At 70.4% G+C, this 26,160-nt stretch carries 24 protein-coding genes (1 of these 24 only partly in view); 13 read left to right on the top strand and 11 right to left on the bottom strand.

The features are described 5' to 3' along the window. Window positions 1-304 precede the first annotated feature (304 nt). From bamA to lpxB, 6 genes are all read left to right on the top strand, one after another. Window positions 305-2,845 (top strand): outer membrane protein assembly factor BamA, encoded by a 2,541-nt coding sequence (bamA, locus tag AC3AOF_RS12195; protein WP_488348668.1) that lies wholly within the window; start codon window positions 305-307, stop codon window positions 2,843-2,845. Window positions 2,846-3,128: 283 nt separating this feature from the next. Then, window positions 3,129-4,184, top strand: a complete 1,056-nt coding sequence (gene lpxD / locus AC3AOF_RS12190) for a UDP-3-O-(3-hydroxymyristoyl)glucosamine N-acyltransferase (protein ID WP_236990644.1) — start codon at window positions 3,129-3,131, stop codon at window positions 4,182-4,184. Window positions 4,185-4,337: 153 nt separating this feature from the next. After that, a complete protein-coding gene (fabZ, locus tag AC3AOF_RS12185; protein WP_442919368.1) occupies window positions 4,338-4,793 on the top strand; it encodes a 3-hydroxyacyl-ACP dehydratase FabZ in 456 nt (151 codons plus the stop codon). Continuing rightward, entirely contained in the window at window positions 4,790-5,608 is an 819-nt protein-coding gene (gene lpxA, locus AC3AOF_RS12180) for an acyl-ACP--UDP-N-acetylglucosamine O-acyltransferase (RefSeq protein WP_488348667.1), read from the top strand. The genes fabZ and lpxA overlap by 4 nt, the downstream gene beginning before the upstream one ends. Window positions 5,609-5,635: 27 nt before the next feature. Next, the gene (locus AC3AOF_RS12175) at window positions 5,636-6,589 is read left to right on the top strand and encodes an LpxI family protein (protein WP_488348666.1); all 954 of its coding nucleotides are present in this window, start codon (window positions 5,636-5,638) and stop codon (window positions 6,587-6,589) included. Then, window positions 6,586-7,767, top strand: coding sequence for a lipid-A-disaccharide synthase (gene lpxB, locus AC3AOF_RS12170; RefSeq protein WP_488348665.1), 1,182 nt, complete (start codon window positions 6,586-6,588; stop codon window positions 7,765-7,767). The genes AC3AOF_RS12175 and lpxB overlap by 4 nt, the downstream gene beginning before the upstream one ends. Here the strand turns inward: lpxB and AC3AOF_RS12165 are convergent. Next, complete coding sequence (locus AC3AOF_RS12165) at window positions 7,754-8,281, bottom strand: peroxiredoxin (protein WP_236990640.1); 528 nt, start codon at window positions 8,279-8,281, stop codon at window positions 7,754-7,756. The genes lpxB and AC3AOF_RS12165 overlap by 14 nt on opposite strands. A gap of 378 nt (window positions 8,282-8,659) precedes the next feature. On the opposite strand from AC3AOF_RS12165, the gene AC3AOF_RS12160 reads away from it, so the two are divergent. Then, entirely contained in the window at window positions 8,660-10,282 is a 1,623-nt protein-coding gene (locus tag AC3AOF_RS12160; RefSeq protein WP_488348664.1) for a hybrid sensor histidine kinase/response regulator, read from the top strand. A 28-nt stretch (window positions 10,283-10,310) separates the two neighbouring features. Here the strand turns inward: AC3AOF_RS12160 and AC3AOF_RS12155 are convergent, their stop codons facing one another. Then, complete coding sequence (locus tag AC3AOF_RS12155) at window positions 10,311-11,180, bottom strand: GNAT family N-acetyltransferase (protein WP_488348663.1); 870 nt, start codon at window positions 11,178-11,180, stop codon at window positions 10,311-10,313. Between the two features lie 301 nt (window positions 11,181-11,481). Continuing rightward, window positions 11,482-12,297: a DUF6662 family protein gene (locus AC3AOF_RS12150; RefSeq protein ID WP_488348662.1), complete on the bottom strand. Its 816-nt coding sequence runs from the start codon at window positions 12,295-12,297 to the stop codon at window positions 11,482-11,484. A gap of 169 nt (window positions 12,298-12,466) precedes the next feature. Between AC3AOF_RS12150 and AC3AOF_RS12145 the strand changes: the two genes are divergently transcribed. Next, window positions 12,467-12,856, top strand: coding sequence for a hypothetical protein (locus AC3AOF_RS12145; protein ID WP_236990635.1), 390 nt, complete (start codon window positions 12,467-12,469; stop codon window positions 12,854-12,856). Between the two features lie 143 nt (window positions 12,857-12,999). Here AC3AOF_RS12145 and AC3AOF_RS12140 read toward each other — a convergent pair whose 3' ends face one another. From AC3AOF_RS12140 to AC3AOF_RS12130, 3 genes are all read right to left on the bottom strand, one after another. Further along, complete coding sequence (locus tag AC3AOF_RS12140; protein ID WP_488348661.1) at window positions 13,000-13,563, bottom strand: cyclase dehydrase; 564 nt, start codon at window positions 13,561-13,563, stop codon at window positions 13,000-13,002. A gap of 26 nt (window positions 13,564-13,589) precedes the next feature. Then, window positions 13,590-14,762 (bottom strand): zinc-dependent alcohol dehydrogenase, encoded by a 1,173-nt coding sequence (locus tag AC3AOF_RS12135; protein WP_488348660.1) that lies wholly within the window; start codon window positions 14,760-14,762, stop codon window positions 13,590-13,592. Between the two features lie 212 nt (window positions 14,763-14,974). Next, on the bottom strand, window positions 14,975-15,892 hold the full coding sequence (locus AC3AOF_RS12130; protein ID WP_236990632.1) for a 50S ribosomal protein L11 methyltransferase: 918 nt from the start codon (window positions 15,890-15,892) through the stop codon (window positions 14,975-14,977). 304 nt (window positions 15,893-16,196) lie between these two features. On the opposite strand from AC3AOF_RS12130, the gene AC3AOF_RS12125 reads away from it, so the two are divergent. After that, complete coding sequence (locus AC3AOF_RS12125) at window positions 16,197-16,397, top strand: hypothetical protein (RefSeq protein WP_236990631.1); 201 nt, start codon at window positions 16,197-16,199, stop codon at window positions 16,395-16,397. Between the two features lie 85 nt (window positions 16,398-16,482). Here AC3AOF_RS12125 and AC3AOF_RS12120 read toward each other — a convergent pair whose 3' ends face one another. Continuing rightward, window positions 16,483-17,259, bottom strand: coding sequence for an SDR family oxidoreductase (locus AC3AOF_RS12120; protein WP_236990630.1), 777 nt, complete (start codon window positions 17,257-17,259; stop codon window positions 16,483-16,485). 600 nt (window positions 17,260-17,859) lie between these two features. Between AC3AOF_RS12120 and AC3AOF_RS12115 the strand changes: the two genes are divergently transcribed. Beyond that, window positions 17,860-18,414 (top strand): hypothetical protein, encoded by a 555-nt coding sequence (locus AC3AOF_RS12115; protein WP_236990629.1) that lies wholly within the window; start codon window positions 17,860-17,862, stop codon window positions 18,412-18,414. A gap of 7 nt (window positions 18,415-18,421) precedes the next feature. On the opposite strand, the gene AC3AOF_RS12110 is transcribed toward AC3AOF_RS12115, so the two are convergent. From AC3AOF_RS12110 to AC3AOF_RS12100, 3 genes are all read right to left on the bottom strand, one after another. Next, window positions 18,422-20,140 carry a sensor domain-containing diguanylate cyclase gene (locus AC3AOF_RS12110; RefSeq protein WP_488348659.1) on the bottom strand — a complete coding sequence of 573 codons (1,719 nt, stop codon included), beginning with the start codon at window positions 20,138-20,140 and terminating at the stop codon, window positions 18,422-18,424. Window positions 20,141-20,258: 118 nt separating this feature from the next. Further along, window positions 20,259-20,510, bottom strand: a complete 252-nt coding sequence (locus AC3AOF_RS12105; protein ID WP_236990627.1) for a hypothetical protein — start codon at window positions 20,508-20,510, stop codon at window positions 20,259-20,261. Between the two features lie 167 nt (window positions 20,511-20,677). Continuing rightward, window positions 20,678-22,231, bottom strand: coding sequence for a tannase/feruloyl esterase family alpha/beta hydrolase (locus AC3AOF_RS12100; RefSeq protein WP_236990626.1), 1,554 nt, complete (start codon window positions 22,229-22,231; stop codon window positions 20,678-20,680). A gap of 104 nt (window positions 22,232-22,335) precedes the next feature. On the opposite strand from AC3AOF_RS12100, the gene AC3AOF_RS12095 reads away from it, so the two are divergent. Then, window positions 22,336-23,973: a GMC family oxidoreductase gene (locus tag AC3AOF_RS12095; protein ID WP_488348658.1), complete on the top strand. Its 1,638-nt coding sequence runs from the start codon at window positions 22,336-22,338 to the stop codon at window positions 23,971-23,973. A 1-nt stretch (window position 23,974) separates the two neighbouring features. Here the strand turns inward: AC3AOF_RS12095 and AC3AOF_RS12090 are convergent, their stop codons facing one another. Further along, window positions 23,975-24,265 carry a ribbon-helix-helix domain-containing protein gene (locus AC3AOF_RS12090; protein ID WP_109970866.1) on the bottom strand — a complete coding sequence of 97 codons (291 nt, stop codon included), beginning with the start codon at window positions 24,263-24,265 and terminating at the stop codon, window positions 23,975-23,977. 209 nt (window positions 24,266-24,474) lie between these two features. Between AC3AOF_RS12090 and AC3AOF_RS12085 the strand changes: the two genes are divergently transcribed. Next, window positions 24,475-25,947, top strand: coding sequence for an amino acid permease (locus tag AC3AOF_RS12085; protein ID WP_236990623.1), 1,473 nt, complete (start codon window positions 24,475-24,477; stop codon window positions 25,945-25,947). 90 nt (window positions 25,948-26,037) lie between these two features. Continuing rightward, window positions 26,038-26,160, top strand: partial view of a (R)-mandelonitrile lyase gene (locus tag AC3AOF_RS12080; RefSeq protein ID WP_488348657.1) — the 5' portion only. It continues 276 nt past the right edge of the window; 123 of the gene's 399 nt are visible here — the first part of the coding sequence; its start codon is at window positions 26,038-26,040; its stop codon lies beyond the right edge, outside the window.

Below are 26,160 nucleotides of genomic sequence, written 5' to 3'. Positions count from 1 at the left end.
GCCCTTTTTCGTGGGGACCGTTCTCCCGGAGATCGTTCCAATTTTCATAAAATGCGTGCCATTCCGGGGCTTTGACGCCCGCGGTGCGTTCATCGCGCGCTGACTCTGGCGGCCGAAAGCGTGGCCGTCGCCCGTGACAGGAAGGCAACGTCTGGGCAAAATCCCTGTAGGTCGGGAGCGTGGCGTTTGCTTCGCCGGGGATTCCCGATAGAAGCGGGGCTAGGACCAGGGGCCTTCGCCTTTGTGAGAGGGTGATCGTCTGCGGGTGTAAATCCGCGCCGACAAAAAATGAGACGGGCCATTTATGATGTCGATGACGGGTAAGCGCCGGCGTGCGTCGGCGAAGGGCGCCATTGTCATGGCCGCCACCATCGCCGCCAGCGGCAGCGCCTTCGCGCAGCAGATTGTCGTTCAGGGCAATTCCCGGATCGACCCGGAGACGGTCCGCTCCTACGTGGTCGGCGTGTCGCCCGAGGAGGGCCGGCGCAACCTGATCGCCAGCGGAATGTTCTCCGACGTGCGCGTGTCGCATAGCGGTGGCCGCATCGTCGTGTCGGTGCGCGAGAACAACACGATCAACCGCGTCTTCTTCGAGGGCAACAAGAAGGTCGAGAAGGGGACGCTCGAGGGCGTCGTCGAGTCGAAGGCGCGCGGGCCCTACAGCCAGGCGCAGGTCAACTCCGATCTCGACCGGATCCGCGAAGTCTACCGCCGGGCCGGCCGCGGCCTCGCCAAGGTGTCGGTCCGCACCGTCGATCTGCCGAACGGCCGCGTCGACGTGGTCTACACCATCGACGAGGGCGACAAGACCGGCGTCAAGGCGATCAACTTCGTCGGCAACCACGTCTATTCGGACGGTCGGCTGAAGGACCTGATGACGCTGTCGGAGATGAACCTCCTCAGCTTTGTCAAGACTTCCGACGTCTACGATCCGGACCGGCTCGCCAACGACCTCGACCTGATCCGGCGCTACTACCTGAAGAACGGCTACGCCGACTTCCGGATCGCCTCGGCCGATTCGCGCTTCGACGACGCCGCCGGCGGCTGGATCATCACGATCACGGTCGAGGAAGGCCAGCAGTACCGCGTCGGCGCGGTCTCGGTCGATTCGCGCATCCCGGGCGTCGACGGCACCGTCCTGCGCGACGAGCTGCGCACCGGCGTGGGCGACGTCTACAACGCCGAGGACGTCGAGAAGACCCTGACCGGCGTCACCACCACGGTGGCGCGCAACGGCCATCCCTTCGCCCAGGTCCGCCCGACCGGCGAGCGCGACCGCGCCACCGGCACCGTCGCCCTCGGCTACATCGTCGAGGACGGCCCGAAGGTCTACATCGAGCGCATCAACGTCCGCGGCAACACCCGCACCCGTGACTACGTCGTGCGGCGCGAGCTCGACCTCACCGAGGGCGACGCCTACAACCGCGTGCTGATCGACCGCGCCGAGCGGCGCCTGAACGGCCTCGGCTTCTTCAAGAAGGTGCGGTTCTCCAACGAGCCGGGCTCGGCGCCCGACCGCGTCGTCGTGAACATCGATGTCGAGGATCAACCGACCGGTTCGTTCTCGGTCGCCGGCGGCTACTCGACGGCGGACGGGATCATCGGCGAGGTCTCGGTCTCGGAGTCGAACTTCCTCGGCCGCGGCCAGTATGTCCGCCTCGCCGGCACCGCCGGCCAGTACACCCGCGGCGTCGACTTCTCGTTCACCGAGCCGTACTTCCTCGGCTACCGCCTGGCGGCCGGCTTCGACGTCTTCAACAAGTACAGCGACCAGACCCGCTACTCGCGCTACGTGACCGACGTGGTCGGCGGCCAGCTCCGCCTCGGCCTGCCGATCACCGAGGAGTTCGGCATCACGCTGCGCTACTCGATCTACAACACCGACCTGAAGATCCCGAACACCCTGAAGCGGCCGTACAACGACTGCTCGGTGCCGATCCCGGGCTACACCGCCACCTACGACCCGGGCACGATCCTCAACGGCCAGAATGTCGGCGGGCTGGCGAGGTACCCGAACTGCGCCTATGACGGCGAGGCCTCGATCGCGCTGAAGGAGGCGGTCGGCTCGACGCTGACCTCGCTCGCCGGCGTGACCCTCGCCTACTCGACCCTCGATAACCTGCAGCTGCCGCGCAACGGCTTCTACGGCGAGGTGAAGCCCGAATATGCCGGCATCGGCGGCGACTCGAAGTTCTTCCGCGTCACCGGCGAGGCCCGGTACTACAAGGAGCTGTACGAGGACGTCGTCGGCTTCGTGAAGTTCCAGGGCGGTCACGTCCTGCCGACCGAGGGCAACGCGCTCCGCGTCACCGACCAGTTCTTCCTCGGCCCGTCGCTGGTGCGCGGCTTCGCGCCGAACGGCATCGGCCCGCGCGACGTCGGCTCGGCCGATGCCCGCTCGAATGCGATCGGCGGCACGACCTATGTCGGCGCCTCGGTCGAGGTGCAGTTCCCGATCTGGGGCCTGCCCCGCGATCTCGGCCTGAAGGGCGCGCTCTTCGCCGATGCCGGTACGCTGTTCGGCTACAAGGGCCGCCGCACCTTCGACGTCAACGGCGACGGCTTCATCAACGGCTTCAGCCCGACCGGCGGCTGCAACTTCAACGCGCTCAATATCGGCGTCGAACCGGAATGCGTGAACGTCCGCGACAAGCAGACGATCCGCTCGTCGGTCGGTGCGTCGATCCTGTGGAACTCGCCCCTCGGCCCGATCCGCTTCGACTACGCCTATGCCCTCTCGAAGGACGAGGGCCAGAAGGTCTTCGGCGCCGACGGCACCTATTACGGCCGGGTCGGCAAGGACCAGACGCAGGCGTTCCGCTTCTCGGGCGGCTCGCGCTTCTAACTCCCATCCGGCGGGCGCCGACGGCGCCCGCCTCTCGATCGACGGCCGCGGAGCAGATCGCTCCGCGGCTGTTTTCGTTTGTGCCCTCCGTCGCGACCGGGTAGTCCGGGCGCCCTCCCCTCGACGGGAGGATCTAGCGGCCCGGCGCGATCCGGCCCGCGGGGCCTTGGAGCACCATCCGATCGCGACGATCGGATGGTGCTCCAAGTCTTTGATTTTGACACATTTTCTTCGACGAACCGGTATCCACTTCGTCGGAAAATGCTCTTGGCGGATGCAGGCGATGTCGGAACCGGTCTTCTTCCCCCTCGCGGGGCCCGTCTCGCTGCACGAGATCGCGGCGCTCTCCGGCGCGCCCCTGCCGCCGGGCGCCGACGGCGAGGCGGTGATCCGCGCGGCGAGCCCCCTCGAGAGCGCCGGCCCCGACGACCTCGCCTATATGGACAACGCCAAATACGCCGGGGCCCTGGCGGCGACGCGGGCCCGCGCCTGCCTGGTCACCCCGCGCTTCGCCGCCCGGGTGCCCGAGGGCACGGTGGCGCTGGTGACGCCGCAGGCCTATCGGAGCTTCGCGACGGTGCTCGCCCGCCTGTTCCCGAGCGCGGCGCGTCCGACCTCCCTGTTCGGGGCCACCGGCGTGTCGCCCGGCTCCTTCGTCCACCCGACCGCCCGGCTCGAACCCGGCGTGGTGGTCGATCCCGGCGTGGTGATCGGGCCCCAGGCCGAGATCGGTGCCGAGACGGTGCTGGCGGCGGGCTGCGTCGTCGGGCCGAACGTGCGGATCGGTCGGTCTTGCGCCATCGGCCCCAACGCCTCGGTGCTGCATGCCTTCTTAGGGAATCGGGTGATCGTGCATGGCGGCGCCCGCATCGGTCAGGACGGGTTCGGCTTCGCCATGGGGCCGGGCGGCCACCTCAAGGTGCCGCAGGTCGGCCGCGTCATCATCCAGGACGACGTCGAGATCGGCGCCAACACCACCATCGACCGGGGCGCCAGCCGCGACACGGTGGTGGGCGAGGGCACCAAGATCGACAATCTGGTGCAGATCGCCCACAACGTCGTCATCGGCCGCCACTGCGTGATCGTCGCCCAGGTCGGCATCTCGGGCTCGACGACGCTCGAGGATTACGTCGTGCTCGGCGGCCAGGTCGGGGTGGTCGGCCACCTGCGCATCGGCATGGGCGCGCAGATCGCCGGGTCGAGCAACGTCAACAAGGACGTGCCGGCGGGCTCCCGCTGGGGCGGCACGCCGGCCAAGCCCGTGCGCGAGTGGTTCCGCGAGATGACGACGCTCAAGAACCTGGCGGCGCGCAGCCGCGACGAGGCGGGCGAGGGCTGAGGCCCCGGGGCGGGGCATCCATCGGCGGAGATACCGTCGCCCCGCTCCCGCCGCAAATCGCTTGCATCCGCGGCGCTTCTCGCCAAAGACGGCGCACCGGACGTCCGGAGCGTATCCGGGGCAGCCATGAGGGAGCCTGACACCATGACCGAGATGCCTGCCGAGCTGGGTACGGCCGACATCCTGCGGGTGATGGAGCTCCTGCCCCACCGCTACCCGTTCCTGATGATCGACAAGATCGTGCAGATCGACCGCGACGAGAGCTGCATCGGCATCAAGAACGTCACGATCAACGAGCCGCATTTCACCGGCCACTTCCCGGCCGCCCCGGTCTTCCCGGGCGTGCTGCTGATCGAGGGCATGGCCCAGACCGCCGGCGCGATCTGCTGCGCGCACAAGCTCAAGGGCGACGCCAAGCCGAGCAAGGTCTTCTTCATGACCATCGACAAGGCGAAGTTCCGCAAGCCGGTCATGCCGGGCGACGTGGTCGAGTACCACATGCGCAAGACCAGCAACCGCCGCTTCATGTGGTGGTTCAAGGGCGAGGCCAAGGTGAACGGCGTGCTGGTGGCCGAGGCCGAGATCGGCGCGATGCTGGTGACCGAATGAGCGAGGCATCCGAGACCCGCATCCACCCGAGCGCGGTGGTCGAGGACGGCGCGGTGATCGGCGCCGGCGTCGAGATCGGCCCGTTCTGCCATGTCGGGCCGCAGGCCCGGCTCGGCGACGGCGTGAAGCTCGTGAGCCACGTCGTCGTGGCCGGCCGGACCACGGTCGGCTCGCGCACCCGGATCTACCCCTTCGCGTCGATCGGACACCCGCCGCAGGACCTGAAGTTCCGCGGCGAGGACTCGACCCTGACGATCGGCGCCGATTGCCAGATCCGCGAGGGCGTGACGATGAATCCCGGCACCGCCGGCGGTGGCCTCGCCACCGTGGTGGGCGATGGCTGCGCCTTCCTCGCCAACAGCCATGTCGGCCACGATTGCCGGGTCGGCAGCCACGTCGTGTTCTCCAACAACGTGATGCTGGCCGGCCATTGCCAGGTCGGCGACTACGCGATCCTCGGCGGCGGCGCCGCGGTGATCCAGTTCGCCCGGGTCGGCGCGCATTCCTTCGTCGGCGGCCTGTCGGGGCTGGAGAACGACCTGATTCCCTACGGCATGGCGGTGGGCAACCGCGCCCATCTCTCGGGGCTCAACATCATCGGGCTGCAGCGCCGCGGCTTCTCCCGCGAGGAGATCCACGCGCTGCGCAAGGCCTACCGCCTGCTGTTCGCCCTCGAAGGAACCCTGATGGAGAGGGTCGAGGACGTGGCGGCGGAATTCGACCAGCACCCGATCGTGCAGGAGATCCTGGCCTTCATCCGCGAGGGCGGCAAGCGCTCGGTCTGCACCCCGCGCGAGGCCCCGGGTCCTGCTTGATGGGCGCCGCGTGAGGAGCGCCGCGTGATGGCCGCCGCGGCGGCGAAGGCCGTACCGGCTGCGCGGCCGGCGCGCCCGGTCGCGATCGTGGCCGGGGCCGGCAGGCTGCCGCTCCTCATCGCGGCCGCGCTCGAGGGGGCCGGGCGCTCCTGCCGCGTGCTGGCGATCCGGGGCTTCGCCGATCCGGCGACCCGGCGGCGGGCCGATGCCACGGTCGATCTCCTCGACGTGCGCGGCGCCCTCGACACCCTGTGCGCCTGGGCGCCCGCCGGGGTGACCCTCGCCGGGGCCGTGGCGCGGCCGAGCCCGGCCGCCCTCCTCAACACGCTGGCCGCCTATCGCAACCGCGAGGCGCTTCGCTCGCTGGCCTCGGGCGGCGACGACCACCTGCTGCGCGGCGTGCTGGCGCTCCTCGAAGAACACGGATTGCAGGTGCTCGGCGTGCGCGACCTCGCGCCGGGGCTGATGGCGCCGCGGGGCCGCTTCGGCACCCTCGGGCCCGACGCGGCATCGGAGGCCTCGGTCGAGGCCGGCCGGGCCTTGCTCGCCAGCCTGTCGCCGCACGATGTGGGACAAGCCGCCGTGGTGGCGAGCCGGCGGGTGCTGGCGGTCGAGGGGCCGGAGGGCACCGACCGGATGCTCGCCCGCGCCCGGGCGCTCGCCCGCCGCCCCCTCGGCCTCGGGCGTCCGCCCGCCGGGATGGTGCTGGTGAAGCGCGCGAAGGACGGCCAGGACCTCCGGGTCGACCTGCCGGCGATCGGCCCGCGCACCGTGCGCCGCGCGGCGGAGGCCGGCTGCCTCGGCATCGCGGTCGGGGCCGGCGACACCCTGGTGCTCGACCGGGCGGAGACGGTGGCGCTCGCCGACCGCCTCGGCCTCTTCCTCCTCGGCTTGCCTCCCGCTTCCTCGCCTCCCGATTTCTTGCCTCCCGATTTCTTGCCTCCCGCTTCCTGGCCGCCCGACCCGGAGCCCTCCCGTTGAGCGAGCGTCCTCTCACGATCTGGCTGGTGGCGGGCGAGGAATCCGGCGACCAGCTCGGTGCCAAGCTGATCCGCTCGCTGCGCGGCCTCTCGGACCGGCCGTTCACCCTCGCGGGCGTCGGCGGCGACGCGATGGCGGCGGAGGGGATGGAATCGCTGTTCCCGCTCGAGGACGTGGCGGTGATCGGCTACCTCGCGGTCGCCGCCCGCATCCGCCTCCTGATGCGGCGCATCCGCCAGACCGTGCGGGCCTGCGTGGCGGCCCGTCCCGACGTGCTCGTGATCATCGACAGCCCGGGCTTCACCCATGCGGTGGCGAGCCGGGTGCGGCGGCAGCTGCCGGGTCTCCCCGTGGTCGATTACGTCAGCCCGAGCGTCTGGGCCTGGCGCCCGTGGCGGGCGAAGACCATGCGCGGCTACATCGACCATGTGCTCGCCCTGCTGCCGTTCGAGCCCGACGCCCATCGCCGCCTCGATGGTCCGGCCTGCACCTATGTCGGTCATCCCCTGATCGAGCGCTTGAGCGAGTTGCGCCCGGGCCCCGCCGAGCAGGCGGCCCGGCAGGGCCCCTCCCCGGTCCTCGCGGTGCTGCCGGGCTCGCGCCGCACCGAGATCGAGCGGCTGATGCCGATCTTCGGGGCGGCCCTCGCCAAGCTCCGGGCGCAGGGCCACGCCGTCACGGTCGAGCTGCCGGCCGTCGCCCGCCACCGCGCCCTGATCGAGCGCCTTGCCGCCGCCTGGCCGGTGACCCCGCGCCTGATCGACGGCGAGGCCGCCAAGCTCACGACCTTCCGCCACGCCCGGGCGGCACTCGCGGCGTCGGGCACCGTGACCCTCGAACTCGCCTTGTCCGGCGTGCCGATGGTGGTGGCCTACCAGGTGCCGAAGATCGAGGAGGTGATCGTCCGCCGCCTGATCCAGGTGCCGACGATCGTGCTGCCGAACCTGATCCTGGGCGAGAACGCGATCCCCGAACTGATCCAGTCGGATTGCACGCCGGATCGCCTGGCGGCGGCCCTCGGCCCGCTCCTGCCCGACGGCCCGGCCCGGGCGGCGCAGGAGGCCGCGCTCGCCCGCCTCGACGCCACGATGCGGCTGCCCGACGGCGACGACCCGAGCCGCAGCGCCGCCCGGATCGTGCTGACGGCCGCAGGCAGACGCTCTCTCAGCGGCTCCTGAGATACTCAAGCATCGTCCCGGCATCCGAGACCGTGAGGCCGACGCCCGGCGGATCGTCGCGAAAGCCGGGCTCGATGAACATCTTCCGGATCGTGCCGGCCTCGACATGCATGGAGTATCGCCAGCTGCGCATCCCCATACCCTGGCGGCCGCGCTTGACCAGCATCCCCATCTGGCGCGTAAAGTCGGCATTGCCGTCGGGCAGCATGAACACCTTCTCGATGCCCTTGAACTTCGCCCACTGGAACATCACGAAGGCGTCGTTGACCGACAGGCAGATCACCTGGTCGATGCCGAGTGCGGCGAAATCGTCGGCATGCTGCTCGTAGCCGGGCAGGTGGTCGTCCGAGCAGGCCGGCGTGAAGGCACCGGGCAGCGCGAACAGCACGATGTTGCGGCCGCCGAACACGTCGGCCGAGGTGAGATCCTTCCACTCGAACGGATTGGGGCCGCCGAGGGCGTCGTTCCGGATGCGGGTGTGGAAGGTCACGTCCGGGACGGTAGCGGGCTGCATCGGAACCTCGCAGGCATCGAGAATCGCGGGCAAGCGAAACGGGCACCGCGAAATTAGCCCCGGGGCAGGCCGGCCGTCACGGCAAAAATTGGTCCTCCGGGCCGGGCGGGTCCATCTCTACGCTGCGGTGCTGTGATGACTTGCGACAAGACGAGAGGAGCATCGGACCAGATCGGCATCAATGCGGGCCCCGCGCGTCGATCGCGCCTCCAGAACGTCGATCGTTCCATGAGGCCGCCGCGACAAAGTCGCACTCCTGAAAATCGTGCACTATCCTTTGGCGCCGATTGATATCCGCCGGTGACGCCTATCTCATCGTCGATGATGGAGGCCTGACCGCGTGTCGCGTGGCTCAGCCGGCGGCAAGGGGGCCTTCTGATGGCGGACATATCGGAGAAGCCGGATCTCGGCGGCCTCGGGCCCGCCGTCACGTCCCGCGGTCCGCGCGCCGTCACCGACACCCACTCGGACATCTTCTTCGCCGCCGTCGAGACGACGCGGATGCCGATGATCGTCACCGATCCGCACCAGCCGGACAACCCGATCGTCTTCGCCAACCAGGCGTTCCTGCGCATGACCGGCTACACGCCGGAGGAACTGGTCGGCACCAATTGCCGCTTCCTGCAAGGACCCGAGACCGACCGCGAGACGGTGGCGGAGGTGCGCCGCGCCATCGCCGAGCGCAAGGAACTGGCGACCGAGATCCTGAACTACCGCAAGGACGGCTCGACCTTCTGGAACGCGCTGTTCATCTCGCCGGTCTACGACAAGAAGGGCGAGCTGGTCTATTTCTTCGGCTCTCAGCTCGACGTGTCGAGGCGCCGCGACGCCGAACTCGCCCTCCACCAGGCCCAGAAGATGGAGGCCTTAGGGCAACTCACCGGCGGCATCGCCCACGATTTCAACAACCTGCTCCAGGTCATCGGCGGCTATACCGACGTGGTACTGGCGCTCGCCGAGCATCCGCGGATCGACGCGACCCGGCTGCTCGGCGCCGGCCAGGCGATCCGCGCCGCGACCGACCGGGCGGCGCGGCTCACCCACCAGCTCCTCGCCTTCGCCCGCAAGCAGCGCCTCGACGGACGCGCGCTCAACCTCAACACCCTCGTGCGCGGCATGAACGAGATCACCGGGCGCACGCTCGGCGACCACGTCGTGATGCAGACCGATCTGGCGCCGGACCTGTGGAACTGCCGCATCGACCCGACCCAGACCGAGGTGGCGCTGCTCAACGTGCTGCTCAACGCCCGCGACGCGATGCCGGGCGGCGGCACCGTGACGATCAAGACCGAGAACCTGACCATCGACGACGAGATGGCCCTGCTGCTGATGGTGCGGCCGGGCGCCTACGCGGTGGTGCAGGTGCGGGATACCGGGCTGGGGATGCCGCCGGAGATTTTGGCGCGGGTGATGGAGCCGTTCTTCACCACCAAGGAGGAGGGGCGCGGCACGGGCTTAGGCCTCGCCATGGTGTACGGCTTCGCCAGGCAATCCGGCGGCACGGTGCGGATCACCTCGGAGGTCGGCCAGGGTACCATCGTGCGCCTGCTCTTCCCGGCCACCGACCAGGCCGTCGCCGCCGAGCGCCGCCCCGCGCCGCGGGCCACCGACCGGAGCGGCACCGAGACGATCCTGGTGGTCGACGACCGCCCGGACGTCGCCGAGACCGCCCGGGTGATCCTCGACGATTTCGGCTACACGGTGCTGGTCGCCCACGGTGCGCAGGAGGCTCTGGACCTGCTCGATTCCGCCGGCAAGGTCGACCTGCTGTTCTCCGACCTGATCATGCCCGGCGGCATGAACGGCGTGCTGCTCGCCCGTGCCGCCCGCGAGCGCCAGCCGCGGATCAAGGTGCTGCTCACCACCGGCTACGCCGAGGCCTCGGTCGAGCGCACGGATGCCGGCGGCAGCGAGTTCGAGATCCTCAACAAGCCCTATCGCCGGATGGAGCTGGCGCGCCGGGTGCGGCTGACGCTGGATGGACCGACGGGGGTGGGGTAGGCCCGATTCTCGCCGGGCCTCCCTCCGTTCAGAGCGTCTTGGTGAAGTACACCCCGATCCCGCCCCGGAACGGCTCCTCGCGCTCGATGGCGAAGCCCGCCCGCCGGTAGAAATCGACGTTGCCGGCGAAGGCCTGGTTCGTTCCAAGCTTGATCGCCGTGTGGCCGAGGTCGCGCGCGACGGCCTCGGCCCGCCGCAACATCGCCCGGCCGAGCCCCTGGCCGTGATGCTCCGGGGAGACCGCCAGATTCTCGACCCAGAGATGGTCGGCCCGCGGGATTGTCTCGACCAGGGCGACGAGCACGCCGTTCCGCTCCAGCAGGTCGAAGCGGTTCACGCGAACCGCCTGCGCGTAATCGGCCGTCATCGGTACGGGCTCCCGGCCGATCACCGGCACCCATTTCGCGTAGGCCGCCCGCACCAGGGCCTGGATCGCCGGGACATCCGCCTTCGTCGCGGGACGAAAGGCCCCGATATCGGGCACGTCCGGCCCTGGGTCCCTGCATTCCACGATGGCCGTCACCTCGACCTCTACCAGCGCATCCGGCCGCGCAAGGCCCGCAACGACGAGGACGGTGACGGCGGCTGGCCTGTCGGAGGCCCAGCGCGCCCGGCGCATCTGCCCGAGTTCGGCGAGGTCGGCGGCGCGGGTCAGGAAGAACGTCGCCTTAGCGACGTGCGGCAATCCCAAACTGGCCGCGGCGAGCAGCGCCTCGACGTTGTCCATCGCCTGCCCGAGCTGCCCGGCGAAGTCCTCGCGGATCCGCCCGTCCGGGGCGACGCCGAACTGGCCGGAGACGAAGAGGAGGCGGCCGGCCGGCACCTCGCAGGCATGGATGTAGATCGTGCGGAACGGCTTCGGCACGGTCCAGACGGTCGGCGGGTCGATGGTCTTCACGGTAGGGTGCCCTGCTTGCGCCCCGGCCCCGAGCGATCGGGCTCCACCGCACGGGGCAGGTGACGCCCCGCCGCGCTCACGGCCGCGAGGCTCGGGAGGACGCGATCCGGTGTGGGTGCAAGCGAGCGGCGCGAAGGCTGCTCAAGCTGGCGAGGAGCTACGCGCCCCCGTCCCGCCGACCGCGTCGAACGCGGCGTCGGCCTCGGACGGTCATCGTCGGGCGGAGCATGCTCATGCGACGACGCTAGGGGCAGCCTCTCCCGAGGGCAATCGGAAAGTGACGGCGCGCCCGGGGCGAGGCTCAGAAATTGTAGCCGACGCGCAGCCGCATCTGGTGACGGTCGAATCCCGACAGGTCGAGCGGTCCCGGCTCGCCGGACGCCCGCCCGGCGACCTGGACGTTCCAGGTGAACGAGGCCCAGGCCTGCGGCGACAGGGTCGTGTAGAGCGTGGGCCCGAGATAGAGCGCCTGCCCGGCGAGCCGGTCGAGGGCCAAGCCGTCATAGGTCCGGGCATAGCGCGTCTCGGCCCCGACGAAGAGGCCCGGCCGGACCTGATAGGCCAGGGCGGCGGCGGCCTCGATGCCCGATCCGAGCGCGCGCTGGTCCGGGGCGGTCGGGCGCGTGGTCGAGAAGGCGAAGCCGAGATTGACCGCCGCGACCAGCTTTCCGGGGATCAGCTCGCGGTCGGCCAGCAGCGCGACATCTGTCCCGAAACTGCGCGCCGGCACGCCCGAGCCGCCATCGACGGTGCCGTAGGCCGGCACGATGCTCAGCGTCAGGCCGAACGGGGCGGCGCGGCGGTCGAGCAGGCGCAGGCGGGTTTCGAGGAAGCCGCCGTTGACGCCGCCGGTGGTCCGGTCGCCGATGTCGTAGGCGTTGAAGGTGACGCCCGGCGCGAGACGGAAGTCGCCGGTCAGCGGCATCTTCAGGGCGAGGCCGCTGTCGACGGCGAGAAAGCGGCCGAGGCGCTTGCCGAGCCGCCCGTTCGTCTCCCACTCCAGTTCCACCTCTCCGGGCACGCCGAGGTCGCTGCCCTCGGTGAAGCCGAACAGGTGCTCGCTGTCGAGGTCGCTGGGGGTCAGGTTCTCGGCGGCGGTCGGGAGGGACTGGGCCACGGCGGGCGAATCTCCCTGCCCGATCGCCAGGCAGGCCAGGACGAACCCGGCCGTGCGGGAGGAAAACGGGGAATGGGCATAGCGCATCGCAACGGCTCATCATTATAGCTATTGCTATAATCAATAGGCACGGCCATTCCGATCGTCAACGGTTTCGGAGGGATCGGGAATGGAGGTACCGCGCGACACCGGAGCCCCGCCCCTGCGCGATGCCGGGCGGCAGGTTCTGGTCAAAACTAGAGATCCGCCCAGCCCCCTGCGACACGAAAAACCGTCCGACCGAATGTCGCGCTCCGCCGCGCACAGTCACGCGATTCGGTCAGGAACCTGCACCCCGATCATATGTTATCGCATCACTCACCGCTTCACACCGCAGATCATGGCAGATACGGATATGACCGACAAGAAGCAGCAGTCTCAGTCACACAATACTGACGACAACGGTCGCCATAACCACAAGAACCCGGACGCGCCGAACCAGGGCACCGTGCAGCATTCGGATGACGGCCGCCTGAAGGAAAACCGCGACAAGGGCATCCACCGCGGCGACAAGGAGTAGGCTTCGGGACCGACCGGAGCAGGAGGGCCGCCGAGAGGGGGCCCTTTTCTTTGACCCTGGCAGTGGCGACACCCTCGACGTCATCCCGGGTTCTCGTCTTCGACAAGCCCCGGGATGACGTCGAGCATTGTCGAGTCAACCGATCAAGCTGGCCGAGCCGGCCGCCCGTCGCGCCAAGGGCGCAAAGCGTCGGGGATGCGGAAGTCCCGCGGCCCCGCGAAATCGCGGGCGGCGCCGCGGGCGGCGGCGAGGCCGCCGGGATAGCCGCTGCGGTTATGGTACTCGTAGGTCCCAGGCGGCGGCAGGCGCTTGTCGGCGGTCAGGCCCTGGACGCAGACGATGTCGGCGAGCGTCACCCCCGCCACTGCCGCGGTGGCGAGCGCCAGGGTGCCGGCGCGGGGATTGTCGCCCTCGAAGCCGGTCGCCAGGGTGGCCAGATCGAGGGCATCGCCCGCGACCCGGCCCCAGATCCACGGCGTCGGATCGTGGCTCATCAGGATCGCCGCCCCGGTCGCGACCTCGCGGGCGCCGTAGGCCTGGATCAAGGCCTCGCGGCCATCGAGACCCAGCGCCCGGCACAGGGCCCGGGGCGCCAGGAGCTCGGCGAGCCCGAGCCCGATCGAGAACCAGCCGAGGCCGCGGGCCAGGGCATCGTGGGCCGAGCGGGAGCGGGGATCGACGGTGCGGTTCATGCGCGAACGATCCATGGCTGTCTCGCGGGTGCTTGGGTAGGTCATGGCTGGATCATCACCTTGATGCAGCCGTCCTGCTTGTCCCGGAACGTCCGGTACATCTCCGGCCCCTGCTCCAGCCCCACCGTGTGGGTGATGACGAAGGACGGGTCGATCTGCCCCTCCTCGATCCGCCGCAGGAGGTCGTCGCTCCAGCGGTTGACGTGGGTCTGGCCCATCCGGAAGGTCAGGCCCTTGTTCATCGCCGCGCCGAACGGCACCTTGTCGATCAGGCCGCCATAGACGCCCGGAATCGACAGCACCCCGGCCGGGCGGCAGGCCATGATCATCTGGCGCAGCACGTGCGGCCGGTCGCTCTCCAGCATCACCGCCTGCTTGGCACGGTCGTAGATCGCGTCGAGCGAGCTCGTGGCGTGGGCCTCCATCCCGACCGAGTCGATGCACTTCTCCGGCCCCTTGCCGTTCGTCATGTCGTTGAGCCTGGCGACGACGTTCGATTCCTCATCGAGGTCGATCGTCTCGGCGCCGCCGGCACGGGCCATGGTCAGGCGCTCCGGCACCCGGTCGATGGCGATGACGCGCTTGGCCCCGAGCAGGATCGCCGAGCGGATCGCCATCTGGCCGACCGGGCCGCAGCCCCAGATCGCCACCGTGTCGTCGGGCTGGATGTCGCACTGCACCGCCGCCTGCCAGCCGGTCGGGAAGATGTCGGAGAGAAACAGGAGCTTCTCGTCCGGGATGCCGCCCGGCACCTTGATGTGGGTCGCGTCGGCGAAGGGCACCCGCAGGTACTCGGCCTGGCCGCCGGCATAGCCGCCGGTGAGGTGGGTGTAGCCGAACAGACCCGCGGTGGTGTGGCCGAAGGCGGCCTCGGCGAGCTTGGCGTTGCGGTTCGTGCGCTCGCAGACCGAGAAGTTGCCGCGCCTGCACTGCTCGCACTGGCCGCAGATGATGGTGAACGGCACCACGATCCGGTCGCCGACCTTGAGAGTCTTGTTGTCCCGGCCGACCTCGACCACCTCGCCCATGGTCTCGTGGCCCATGATGTCGCCCGACTTCATGCCCGGCATGAAGTGGTCGTAGAGGTGCAGGTCGGAGCCGCAGATGGCGCAGGAGGTCACCTTGATGATCGCGTCGCGCCCGTCCTCGATCGTCGGATCGGGAACCGTGTCGCAGCGGATATCCGCAGTGCCGTGCCAGACGAGGGCTTTCATCGCTGATCGTCTCCGAGGCGCGTGCCGCGGAAGCGCCGGGATTGGCGGTCCGTGCGCACGGGCCGCCCCGGCCCAGGTACTAATACCCCCTACCGGTAAGCGGCGATGCCCGGACAACCGATCAACGTTGCGGCTGTTCCTTGAAACCTCACGCGACCTTTGTGAGCGGGGCTCGCGCCTTCAGCGCGGCTCGACAATGCGGGCTCGCGCCTTCAGCGCGGCCTGGGCGCCGCACCGCCGCGGCGCAGTTCCAGGGTGACCCAGCCCTCGATCAGCCGGCGGCGGCGCAGGCGGAACCCTTGCGCCGCATAGGCCGAGAGCACGCCCGGCACGTCGCGGGGGATGAGGCCGGAGAGGACGAGGGTGCCGTCCGTCGCCACCGCGCGGGCGAGGCTGGGGGCGAGGCCCCGCAGCGGCCGGGCCAGGATGTTGGCGAAGACGAGGTCGTAGCCGCGGGCGACGCGGGCGAGCGGGTGGCGCAGGCCCGGCGCCTCGTAGAAGGCCATCAGGTTGGCGAGCCCGTTGAAGCTCGCATTGGTGCGGGCGGTCGCCACCGCCTCCGGGTCGAGGTCGCCGGCGATGACCTTGGTGTGCAGCAGGCGCGCGGCGGCGAGCCCCAGGATGCCGGTGCCGGTGCCGACATCGAGGACGCGGTGGGGCCGGCGGCGCTTCACCTCGTCGACGAGGGCGAGCAGGCAGCCGAGCGTGGTGCCGTGGTGACCGGTGCCGAAGGCGAGCGCCGCCTCGATCTCGATCGGCAGGTCGTTCGGCTGCACCCGGCCGCGGTCGTGCGCGCCGTGGACCAGGATGCGCCCGGCCCGCACGGGCTTCAGCCCTTCGAGGGAGGCGCGGACCCAGTCCTGCTGGTCGATCGCCGCGAAGGTGGCCTCGTCGGCGGCATCGCCGAGGATCGGGCGGATCAGCTCGCGCACCGCCTCCTCGTCCGGCTCCTCGGAGAAATAGGCCTCGAGGTGCCATGTCTTGCCGTCCTCGGCCTCGAAGGCCGCGACCGCGGTCTCGGTCGGGTCGAAAACCTCGCCGATCAGGTCGGTCATGGCGCGGGCCGCGCGCTCGTTCGTGTCGAGTCGCAGCACGTGGGTCGGGCGGTGGGGCGGCAGGCCTTCGAGCATGTCGCGCCAATAGCATCCGCGCCGCCCGCCGTCACCGCCCCGTCACGCCGGCGCGGCATCTCTCTCGCCGCGCCACGCCTCGTTCGCTGCACGAGTCGCACCGGTCGGTCCGGTGTGGCATCGGCGCATCAGCGAGGTGCCGTGAGGGAAACCTTGCCGATCCCTGCGGAACCGGCGCAGCCGGTCGGCGTTCATAGCGGCGCCGGTCGCCAGAAGCCGGCCGTTGAAGGATCGACCAATGCGTGCCCGAGTTCGCGAGCAGGTTCGGCCGGATGGATCCGGTGCCGATCCGGCTCAGACTCCCGTGCGGGAACCTCCCGCCTCGCGGGACACCACCACTTCGTCGCGGGACACCGCGATCTGGCGCCGCGCGGCGCCGCTCACCGCCGAGGATACGGCCCTGCCGGGCCGCATGCTCATGCTGCTCAGCCGGCTCCACCGGAGCGAGCTGCAGTTGCAGGCCGAGGCCGAGAAGACCGGCGCCGCCGGCGCGCAGGGCGCATGAACCGGCCTCCGGTCCCGGCTCCCATGGCTTCGGGTGATCGCCACACGATCTCCCGAGGCGATCGATACGCGCGCCGTCGAATGCTTTACGCGCCCAGGCGCGAGCCCAGTCGTGCATCCGGCACGTAGCCGCGGTTCCAGGTCGGGCTGATCACCACCTCGTTGAGGCAGACGTGGCGGGGGCGCGTCGCCACGAACAGGATCAGCGCCGCCATGTCGTCGGGCTGGAGCATGCGGGCCCGGTCCTCGGGCGTCACCGGCACCGGGCGCTTGTCGAGGATCGGGGTCGCGACCTCGGCCGGGCACAGGACCGTCGAGCGGATGCCGTTGACGCATTCCTCCATGTTGATGCTGTGGCTCATCGCCACCACTGCGTGCTTGGCCGCCGTGTAGGCCGGCCCGCTCACCGGGCTGACGAAGCGCCCGGCCCAGGAGGCGGTGTGTATCAGGACGCCGTCGCCTTGGGCCCGCATCAGCGGCAGCACCGCCAGCGAGGCGTAGAAGGCGCTCGACAGGTTGGCCTCGATCACCGCTTGCGCGCCCTCCGGCGACAGGGCGTCCCAGCGCCGCTCGCGCACGTTGCTGCCGGCATTGCTCACCAGCACGTCGAGCCGGCCGAACCGCGCCGCGATGCTGTCGACGATCGCCGTGATGCGGGCCGCATCCGTGACGTCGCCGGGCTCCACCACCGTCTCGCCGCCCGACGCGGCGATGCGCTCGGCGAGGGCCTGCAGCGGCTCCTCCCGGCGCCCGGTGAGCACCACCCGGGCCCCCGCCCCCGCGAGGGCCAGGGCCGCCGCCTCGCCGATGCCGCTGCCCGCGCCCGTCACCCAGGCGATCTTCCCGGCCAGATCCTGTGCCATGGTTTCGTGTCCTCCCGTGCGGCGGCTCCTTCCCCGGATTCGGGTGAGCCGTCCGCCGCGCCTGTCTGCCAAGCGACGACGGCGCCGCGCAAGAGCGGGGTCGGACGATCGGATCCCGGCAGCCGCCCGATCGGTGGAGGGTGGCTCGCCACGGCGGGGTGTCCCGCCTCCGCCTCTCAAGTCGAACAGGCCCTCGCGGGCCCGTCGAACGCATGGAAGCGGCGCAAGCCCGGCTTTCACACCGATCCCGCGCCGCGTCCGGCCTGCGCCTTCCAGTTCCGTCAGTGCAGATAGCCCAAGAAGAACAGGATCAGGATGATCGGAATCGGAATTCCGATCAACCAGAGCAATCCACCTTTCATCATTGCCGCCTCCATGACTGCACGGATACTCACATGCAGTAACAACGGAGCTTGGCGTGATCGGGTTCCACCCGAAACGTGAGGGTCCGCGAGGGCCAAACCAGCGTCGCGGCCGAGGCCGCAGGCCGCCTGTGCCTCTCGACAGGGCTACAACCGCACCATTAAGCTCGCCGGACCGTCGAGGATGGTGGCATCGGGATCGCAACCGGGAACCACTGCCGGCGGATGGGGCGTCCTCATGGCCGAGATCAAAGTCGTTGCAGGCAGTTGCGGCAAGGGACGCGGCCAGTACGAGGCGGGCGTCTTCACGACGCCGGACGGAGCCGAGCGCGGCGTCGATGCGGTCGTGACCATCGAGTCGCACGGCGGCATAGCCGGAGAGCGCAACTGGGGCGAGCAGGTTCTGACCGGCCTCAAGGGCGGCCTCGGCCTGGCCTCCAACCTCGACCTGACCGGGGCGACCGGTCTGGCGGCCTCGGCCCTGGCGGCGGTCGAGGCCGACGAGAGTCGGCCCAAGGCCCTGGTCGAGATCGCATTCACTGACGGCGGCTTCATCGTCGCCCTGGCGGACGCACGGCTGGCCGCCTTGGTAACGCATGATCGCGAGGTGCTACAGGTCGGCTTCGCGCGGGCGGCGAGCCGCGTCGCGGCCCTCCCCGCCTCGGCCATGCCGGCCGGCGGAACCCTGCAAGCGGCGAGCGACGCGGTGCAGGCCACTGCCGAGGCGGCGGCGAGCGGCCTGACCTCCGCTTTCGGCTTCGTCCGCCGGTCAGTGGGCCTGGAACGGGGGTGAGCACGGCTCACGCCGCCCGCCCGGCCTCCTCGCGCGCCACCGCGACGCTGACCCGATCGCGCCCATGCGCCTTGGCGTCGTAGAGCGCCGCGTCCGCCCGGGCGATCGTCGCCTGGATGTCGGGGTCGCGTATCGACACCGTCGCCACCCCGATGCTGACCGTGACCGCGATGGTGCGGCCGCCATGGGCGATCTCGGCGTGGCGCACCGCGCCGCAGAGGCGTTCGGCGATGTGCTCCGCCTCGGCGCCGCCGAGGCCGACGAGCAGCACCACGAATTCCTCGCCGCCGAAGCGGGCCACGGTATCGGAGATGCGCAACGCCTCCACCAGCAGGGCGCCGACACGGCGGATCACCGCGTCGCCGGCATCGTGGCCGTGCCGGTCGTTGACGCCCTTGAAGTGGTCGACGTCGACGACCAGCACGGCGACCCCGTAGCCGTCCCTGGCCTGCGCGAAGGCCATCTCCGCCGGCTTGGCGAAGCCGCGCCGGTTGAGGAGCCCGGTCAGAATATCGGTGCCGGCGACCTGGCGCAGATCCTCGATCTGGCGCCGGTAGAAGGCGGCGACGCGGGTCGAGCGGAGCGTCACGTCGCTGAGCTCGCGCTCGACGGTGCCGATCCGCCGCAGCAGCGAGCGCAGGGCCGCCGAGAGGGCGGCGAATTCCCGCGCCCCGTCGAGGCGCGGCAGGGTCGTGGCGTCGGCGTCGCGGCCGATCCGGTCCAAAGCCGCGGTCAACTGCCGGAGCGGGGCCGCGGCGCGGCGCCCGAGCGACCAGGCGAGCGCGATGCCCAGCACGGCGACGGCGGCGCCGAGGCCGAGCAGCGCCTGGACGGAACGTTGCACCGGCGCGACGGCCTCCGCCTCGGCTCTGGTCGCCACCACGATCCAGCCGAGGCCGGGATCGCCGCCGGCGATCCCGCTCCGCGCTCCCGTCGCCGCCGAGGCGAAGCCCGCCAGCCGCGTCTCCCCGGCGATCTCCGCCGCGAAGGTGCCCCTCCCTTCTTCGGCCATGGTGCCGAGCCGCTTCGGCCCGAACGGCATCACGCCGAGGCGCGGCCCCAGGATCACGCGCCCGTTCCGGTCGAGCACCCACAGGTCGGTGCCGGGCAGTCCCTCGTCGAGGAGCCGGCGGCGGACCCGGATCGCCCAGTCCCAGCTCAGGTGACCGCCGAGCACTCCGATGACGGCACCGCCGGCATCGCGCACCGGAGCGGCCAGGTCGACGAGGCGCAGGGGCTCGGGCTCGGTGCGTGTCAGGAGCCGGCTCAGCAACACGGCCTCGTGCACGTCGCCGACATTGGGCCGGGTCAGCCCGGTCTCGAACCAGGTCCGCCCGGTCATCGCCATCCCTTCGAGCATCCCCTCCGTACCGGCCCGCACGCGGCCATCCGGCGCGACGAAGCCGAGCCAGGCGTAATCCGGGGCGGTGGTCCGCATGGCGGTGAGAACGCCGCGGGTGGCCGCGGGGTCGGTGGCCCAGCGCTCGCGCAAGGGCGCGAGGCCGGCGACGACCTGGATCTCACGGAAGCGCTCGCGCAAGGTGGTGTCGAGGTTCTCCGCCATGCCGGCGGCGAGGCGGGCGAGACGGTCCTCGGCCAGCCGGAGGGCGCTCCGCCGCTCGAGCCAGATCGCCCCGCCCACCGTCGCCCCGACCAGGGCGAGGCAGAGCAAGCCGACCAGCGCGGCGAGCTGGTGCTCGAAGCGGAGGCGATTCCTGAACGACACGATGGACCTCCGCGACCCGGGGGCCCGTTCTCGCCCGTCTGACGAAACGAACGGTTCAGCCGATCGCTCGCATTCGAACGATCGTGCCGACCGACGGCGGAGATCCTGCCCGGGGATCCTACGAGAGATCCTGTGTGTCCTGGCCCGGATGGCGCCCCCGGCTGTGGAGGCGGCGCTCCTGCGCCCCGCGCTCGGCTGCATCGGTGAGCTGGGTGATGAGGGCGCCGGCCGCGCCGAGGGGAATCAGCAGGAAGACCGTGCCGCCATCCGGCCCGCTCACCTCGGCCGCCAGGGTGTCGCCGCCGTCGATCGTGCTGACGGCGGTGACACTGGTGATCGAGAGGACCCGGGGTCGTGCGTCGTCGGTCATGCCTGCCACTCCTGCGGCACAGATGCCACGAAAGCGGCCCTGGATAACTGCTAACACGTTACACTCTAGAGGAATTCTATCCGCCGTGCAGACACAATCGCCCTAGGCCGACCGGCCGAGGCCGGTCGGTACCGAACCGAGGCCACCCGGGGCCGTCGCCTGCCTCCTCAGGGCGCCGGGCAGGTGAGGCCGGCTCCCTCGGCGCGGGGGACCTGCGGATAGGCGCAGACCGGCCGCGACCAGAACACCGCGCCGCCGGCATCGCGCTTCGTGGCGACGAGCTCGCGCGGCGCCTCGCCGGCCTCGACCCAGCGCTCCAGCGCCGTCAGCGGATCGATGCCGGTGTCGGAGATGCCCGGCCCCTCGGTGCCGATGCCGCAATGGTCCATGCCCGGCACCATGAACAGGCGCGCGGTGTCCCTGAGCCGGTCGAGGCCGCCCGCCCCCTTTCCATCGAACCCTTGGGCCAAGGCCTCGTAGAAGGCGACGCTCATGAACGGCGTGACCAGCGGATCGCCCCAGCCGTGATAGATCAGGAGCTTGCCGCCCGCGTCGCGGAACGCCGACAGGTCGGAGACCGGCCGGACGGCCCCGGCGGCGGGATCGTAGGTGGCGGCGTTGTAGACCTGCGCCTGCGGCGCCATCCGGGCCGGATCGGCGGAGAAATCGAAATCCGTCACGCGATAGGCCGGCCCGGGCGAGGGCCAGAACGCCATGTAGCGCAGGAAATCGGCGGAGAAGAGCGGCAGGATCGCCGGCGCGTTGCCCAAGCCCGTGAGCCAGCGCGGCCAATGCGCCTCGGAACCCAGCGGGATGCCGCCCGGATAGAGTTGCCGGCCGGCCGCATCCGTCGGGCCGGCATACCATTTCTCCAAGACCCCGAGTTCGGCCTCGTTCAGGCACTTGTCCGTTGTTTTGCCGGTGCACCGCAGGGACGCCGGCTCGAAGCTGCATTGCCGCGGATCGGCGACGAGGCCCCCGGCCTCCTTCGCCCCGCAGGCGGCCGCCACCGCCTCCGCCACCAGCCTGGCCCGCGGCGTGGTCAGGATCGGCTTGCCGTCGGCGCCGGTATTCGCCTTCGTCACAAAGGCGAAGCTGGTGGCGACGAGACCGGTATAGTCGAGGGCCGGCGCCCCGCTGATGATCCCATCGAAATCCTTCGGGTATTTCAGCGCCTCCATCGCGGCCATGCGGCCGCCGGTGGAGCAGCCGGCGAAGTACGACTTCGCCTGCGGCCGGTCGTAGAAGGCCCGCACCAGCACCTTGCTGACCCGGGCGGTCTCGGTCACCGCGCGCTGGCCCCAATCCATCCGGGCGACGAGGTCGCCGGCGGCCCAGCGCCCGTCGGCCGAGCCGGTGCCCCAATGGCCCCCATCCATCGTCGAGGCGGCGTAGCCCCGGCGCAGGCCGTAATTCATCGCGTTGGTGAAGCCCGGCGCATCCGACAGCAGGGTGCCGCAGAAGCCGCCGCAGCCGGTGCCGTAATACTTGCCGTTCCAGTTCTGCAGCGGCAGCCGCACCTCGAAGCTGATCGCCGGCCGCACCGTGCCGAGCACCCGGCAATAGGCCGGCAGGTCCCCGGCGGCCGGCACCTCGGCGGCCGAGTGGAGGTTCACCGCCTCGATCCTGAGGTTGGCGAGCGCGCCGCATTCCCCGGCGAGGGCCGGTGCCGACAACAGGCCGACCGCCACCCCGACCGCGATCCCCACCTTGCGCCCCATCGTCCCCTCCCCGGCTTTTCGGAGAGCTTAACCGCAACCCCTTGCGCCGTCGCCAGCGGAATGCGCTAAACCGGCCGGAACGAGAGATCAGGGCAGGAAACGCGATGGCGGGCAGCACGGCCGGCGGGGCTTTCGAGGATTTCGGCACCTACGACTTCATCGTGGTCGGGGCGGGCTCGGCGGGCTGCGTGCTCGCCAACCGCCTCTCGGCCGATCCGCACCGGCGCGTGCTGGTGCTGGAGGCGGGCGGGCGCGACAACTGGATCTGGTTCCACATCCCGGCCGGCTACCTCTTCGCCATCGGCAACAAGCGGGCGGACTGGCTGTTCACCACCCAGGCCGAGGCCGGCCTGAACGGGCGCGCCCTCGCCTATCCCCGCGGCAAGGTCATCGGCGGCTCCTCGGCCATCAACGCGATGATCTACATGCGCGGCCAGGCCGCCGATTACGACGGCTGGCGCCAGCTCGGCCTCGACGGCTGGGGCTGGGACGACGTGCTGCCGTACTTCCTCAAGCACGAGGACCATATCGCGCCGCCGAACGGCTTCCACCGCTCCGGCGGCGAGTGGCGGGTCGAACCGCCGCGGATCCGCTGGGCGATCCTCGACGCGATCCGGGACGCCGCGGAGGCCGCCGGCATCCCGAAGATCCCGGACTTCAATACCGGCGACAACGAGGGCTCGTCCTACTTCCAGGTCAACCAGCGCCGCGGCCGGCGCTGGAGCGCGGCCCGCGGCTTCCTGAAGCCGGCCTTGAGCCGCCCGAACCTGCGGCTCGAGACCGGCGTGCATGTCGAGCGGGTGCTGATCGAGGACGGCCGCGCCGTCGGCGTGGTGTTCGAGCGCAGCGGGCAGCGCTACCTCGCCCGGGCGAACGGCGAGGTGGTACTCTCGGCCGGCGCCGTCGCGACGCCGAAACTTCTCGAACTCTCCGGCATCGGCGACGGGGCGCGGCTCCGGAGCCTCGGCATCGACGTCGCCCATCACGCACCGGGCGTCGGCGAGAATCTGCAGGATCACCTGCAGATCCGGCCGGTCTACAAGGTGACGGGCGTGCCCACCCTCAACCTCACCTATGCCAACCTCGTCAAGCGCGGCTGGATGGGCGTCGAATACGCGCTGTTCCGCACCGGGCCGCTGACCATGGCGCCGAGCCAGGTCGGGGTGTTCACCCGCTCATCGCCCGATTACGCCACCGCCAACCTCGAATACCATTTCCAGCCGCTCTCCCTCGACAAGTGGGGCGAGGGCTTGCACCCGTTCGGTGCCTTCACGGCGAGCGTGTGCAACCTGCGTCCGTCGAGCCGCGGCAGCGTCCACGCCGCGAGCCCCGACCCGCTCAGCCCCCCGGAGATCCGCCCGAACTACCTCTCGACCGAGGAGGACCGGCGCGTGGCGGTCGATTCGCTGAAGCTGACCCGCCGCATCGTCGCCCAGGCGCCGCTCGCCTGCTACCGGCCGGAGGAGCACCTGCCGGGGCCGGGCCTCACCAGCGACGCCGACCTGCTCAAGGCCGCGGGCGACCTCGGCACCACGATCTTCCATCCCGTCGGCACCGCCCGGATGGGGGCCGACCACGATGCGGGCGCGGTGCTCGATGCGCGCCTGCGGGTGCGGGGGATCCGGGCCTTACGGGTCGCCGACGCCTCGGCGATGCCGCGCATCACCTCGGGCAACACCAACTCGCCGACGATCATGCTGGCCGAGAAGGGCGCGGCGATGATCCTGGAGGATGCCCGGTGAATTACTCCGCCGCCATCAGCACCGGGGCGCGGTTGCCCGCGGACAGGTAGATCAGGCAGGAGCAGCGCAGGAGCGAGGCGAAGTTGCGCACCTCGCCGTGCCGTTCCAGCACCTCGTCGTGGAGCTTGGTGGCGAATTTCGCGACGCTGAGGCCCTCCTGGCGGGCGATCTCCTCCAGGATGGTCCAGAACGCGGTCTCGAGGCGCAGGGAGGTGCAGTGCCCGCCGATCCGCAGCGAGCGCGTCTCGTAGGCGTAGCGCTCCGGCGTCTGCTCGGCGAAGATCCGGCACATGGGGGCTCCTCCTGTCTCGTGTTGCGGCAAGGATATTGAAGCGGGAGGCGGCTCGGCAAGCGGCCGATGCGTCGCGGGCGAGAGAATCGCGGTGCAATCATCGTCCCGCGTGACGATCGACGTCCACGTCTCGTCTTTCCTCAACGTCATGGTGCAGCCTTGGCGTTGGCTCCGCGTTCTCATCCTCAATGATCCGAGGAGGACGCACGATGGCACGGGAGAGCGTGGCGGACGGACTGATGCGGACAAAACCGATCGACCGCCTGCGACAGGATGCGGAGGGCGGCGGCCACGGCCTCGAACGGACGCTGGGTCCCTGGAGCCTCGTCGGTCTCGGCATCGGAGCAATCATCGGCGCCGGCCTGTTCTCGCTCACCGGCATCGCAGCGGCGGAGAATGCCGGGCCGGCGGTAGTGATCTCGTTCGCCATCGCGGCGGTCGGCTGCGCGCTCGCCGGCATGTGCTACAGCGAGCTCGCCAGCATGATCCCGGTCTCGGGCAGCGCCTACACCTACGCCTACGCCACGATGGGCGAGTTCGTCGCCTGGATCATCGGGTGGGACCTCGTCCTCGAATACGCGGTCGGCGCCGCCACGGTGTCGGTGAGCTGGTCGAAATACGTCGCCACCCTGCTGCAGGATTGGGGCATCACGCTGCCGCCCCGCCTCCTGCACTCGCCGTTCGAGACGGTGCAGCTTGCCGACGGCGCGACCGTCCACGGCCTCGTCAACCTGCCCGCCGTCCTGATCCTGTGCCTGATCTCGCTGCTGCTGATGCGCGGCGTGCGTGAATCGACCCGGGTCAACAGCGTGATCGTGGTGGTGAAGGTCGCGGTCGTGCTGGCCGTGGTCGGGGTCGGCCTGTTCTACGTCAAGGCGCAGAACTACGTCCCGTTCATTCCCGAGAACACCGGCACCTTCGGCGAGTACGGCTGGAGCGGGATCATGCGGGCGGCCGGCGTGGTGTTCTTCGCCTATATCGGCTTCGACGCGGTCTCGACCGCGGCGCAGGAGGTGAAGAACCCGCAACGCACGATGATGATCGGCATCCTCGGTTCGCTGGCGATCTGCACCGTGCTCTACATCGCCTTCGCGGCGGTGCTGACCGGCCTCGTTCCCTACGCCTCGATGAAGGGCGACGCCGCCCCGGTCGCCACCGCCATCAAGCAGACGCCGTTCCCCTGGCTCCAGACCCTGGTGACGCTCGGCGTCATCGCGGGCTTCACCACCGTGATGCTGGTGCTGCTCTACGGCCAGTCGCGGGTGTTCTTCTCGATGGCGAACGACCGGCTGCTGCCGAAATTCTTCGCCGCGATCCACCCGACCTGGCGCACGCCGTACCGCTCGAACCTGTTCTTCATGGTGTTCGCGGCTTTGCTGGGCGGGCTGACCCCGATCAGCACGCTGGGCCACATGACCAGCATCGGCACGTTGCTCGCCTTCATCATCGTCTGCGCCGGCGTCGTCATCATGCGGCGTACGCATCCGGACGAGCCGCGGGGCTACCGCGTCCCGCTGGTGCCGCTGGTGCCGGCGGCCGGCATCCTGGTCTGCCTCGGCATGATGCTCTCCCTCGACGGCGAGACCTGGCTGCGCCTGGTCGTCTGGCTCGGGATCGGGCTCGTGATCTATTTCGGCTACGGCCGACGCCACAGCCGGGTCGGCCGCGAGGCGGCGCGCTGAGGGATAAGTCCCCTCCCCTGGCGACGCTCGCCGGGATTGGGCTAAGGCAGTCCGGTCCCGCGCGGCGCGCGCGCCAGGAGGCTTTTCGTCATGGAGATCCACAGGAGCGGATCCCGTCCGTCGCAGACGGGCTCCGCGGAATATTTCACCGGCCGGGTGCGGATCGACCCGATCCTCAGCCCGCCCGATCCCGCCCGGGTCGCGGGTGCCCAC

Source organism: Methylobacterium sp. 142-1Y (assembly GCF_057747795.1).
The sequence above is the reverse complement of the archived record's forward strand: the minus strand, read 5'-3'. Positions and strand labels throughout refer to the sequence as shown.

Excerpts from the sequence above, each read along its gene's own strand:
- AC3AOF_RS12090 (WP_109970866.1), bottom strand. The coding sequence starts at position 24,265 with ATGTGCCGGATCTTCGCCGAGCAGACGCCGGAGCGCTACGCCTACGAG.
- AC3AOF_RS12145 (WP_236990635.1), top strand. The coding sequence starts at position 12,467 with ATGGAGGTACCGCGCGACACCGGAGCCCCGCCCCTGCGCGATGCCGGG.
- AC3AOF_RS12100 (WP_236990626.1), bottom strand. The coding sequence starts at position 22,231 with ATGGGGCGCAAGGTGGGGATCGCGGTCGGGGTGGCGGTCGGCCTGTTG.
- AC3AOF_RS12085 (WP_236990623.1), top strand. The coding sequence starts at position 24,475 with ATGGCACGGGAGAGCGTGGCGGACGGACTGATGCGGACAAAACCGATC.
- lpxD (WP_236990644.1), top strand. The coding sequence starts at position 3,129 with ATGTCGGAACCGGTCTTCTTCCCCCTCGCGGGGCCCGTCTCGCTGCAC.
- AC3AOF_RS12175 (WP_488348666.1), top strand. The coding sequence starts at position 5,636 with ATGGCCGCCGCGGCGGCGAAGGCCGTACCGGCTGCGCGGCCGGCGCGC.
- AC3AOF_RS12095 (WP_488348658.1), top strand. The coding sequence starts at position 22,336 with ATGGCGGGCAGCACGGCCGGCGGGGCTTTCGAGGATTTCGGCACCTAC.
- AC3AOF_RS12160 (WP_488348664.1), top strand. The coding sequence starts at position 8,660 with ATGGCGGACATATCGGAGAAGCCGGATCTCGGCGGCCTCGGGCCCGCC.
- AC3AOF_RS12130 (WP_236990632.1), bottom strand. The coding sequence starts at position 15,892 with ATGCTCGAAGGCCTGCCGCCCCACCGCCCGACCCACGTGCTGCGACTC.
- AC3AOF_RS12165 (WP_236990640.1), bottom strand. The coding sequence starts at position 8,281 with ATGCAGCCCGCTACCGTCCCGGACGTGACCTTCCACACCCGCATCCGG.
- bamA (WP_488348668.1), top strand. The coding sequence starts at position 305 with ATGATGTCGATGACGGGTAAGCGCCGGCGTGCGTCGGCGAAGGGCGCC.
- AC3AOF_RS12115 (WP_236990629.1), top strand. The coding sequence starts at position 17,860 with ATGGCCGAGATCAAAGTCGTTGCAGGCAGTTGCGGCAAGGGACGCGGC.
- AC3AOF_RS12135 (WP_488348660.1), bottom strand. The coding sequence starts at position 14,762 with ATGAAAGCCCTCGTCTGGCACGGCACTGCGGATATCCGCTGCGACACG.
- AC3AOF_RS12120 (WP_236990630.1), bottom strand. The coding sequence starts at position 17,259 with ATGGCACAGGATCTGGCCGGGAAGATCGCCTGGGTGACGGGCGCGGGC.
- fabZ (WP_442919368.1), top strand. The coding sequence starts at position 4,338 with ATGCCTGCCGAGCTGGGTACGGCCGACATCCTGCGGGTGATGGAGCTC.
- AC3AOF_RS12140 (WP_488348661.1), bottom strand. The coding sequence starts at position 13,563 with ATGGATCGTTCGCGCATGAACCGCACCGTCGATCCCCGCTCCCGCTCG.
- lpxA (WP_488348667.1), top strand. The coding sequence starts at position 4,790 with ATGAGCGAGGCATCCGAGACCCGCATCCACCCGAGCGCGGTGGTCGAG.
- AC3AOF_RS12105 (WP_236990627.1), bottom strand. The coding sequence starts at position 20,510 with ATGACCGACGACGCACGACCCCGGGTCCTCTCGATCACCAGTGTCACC.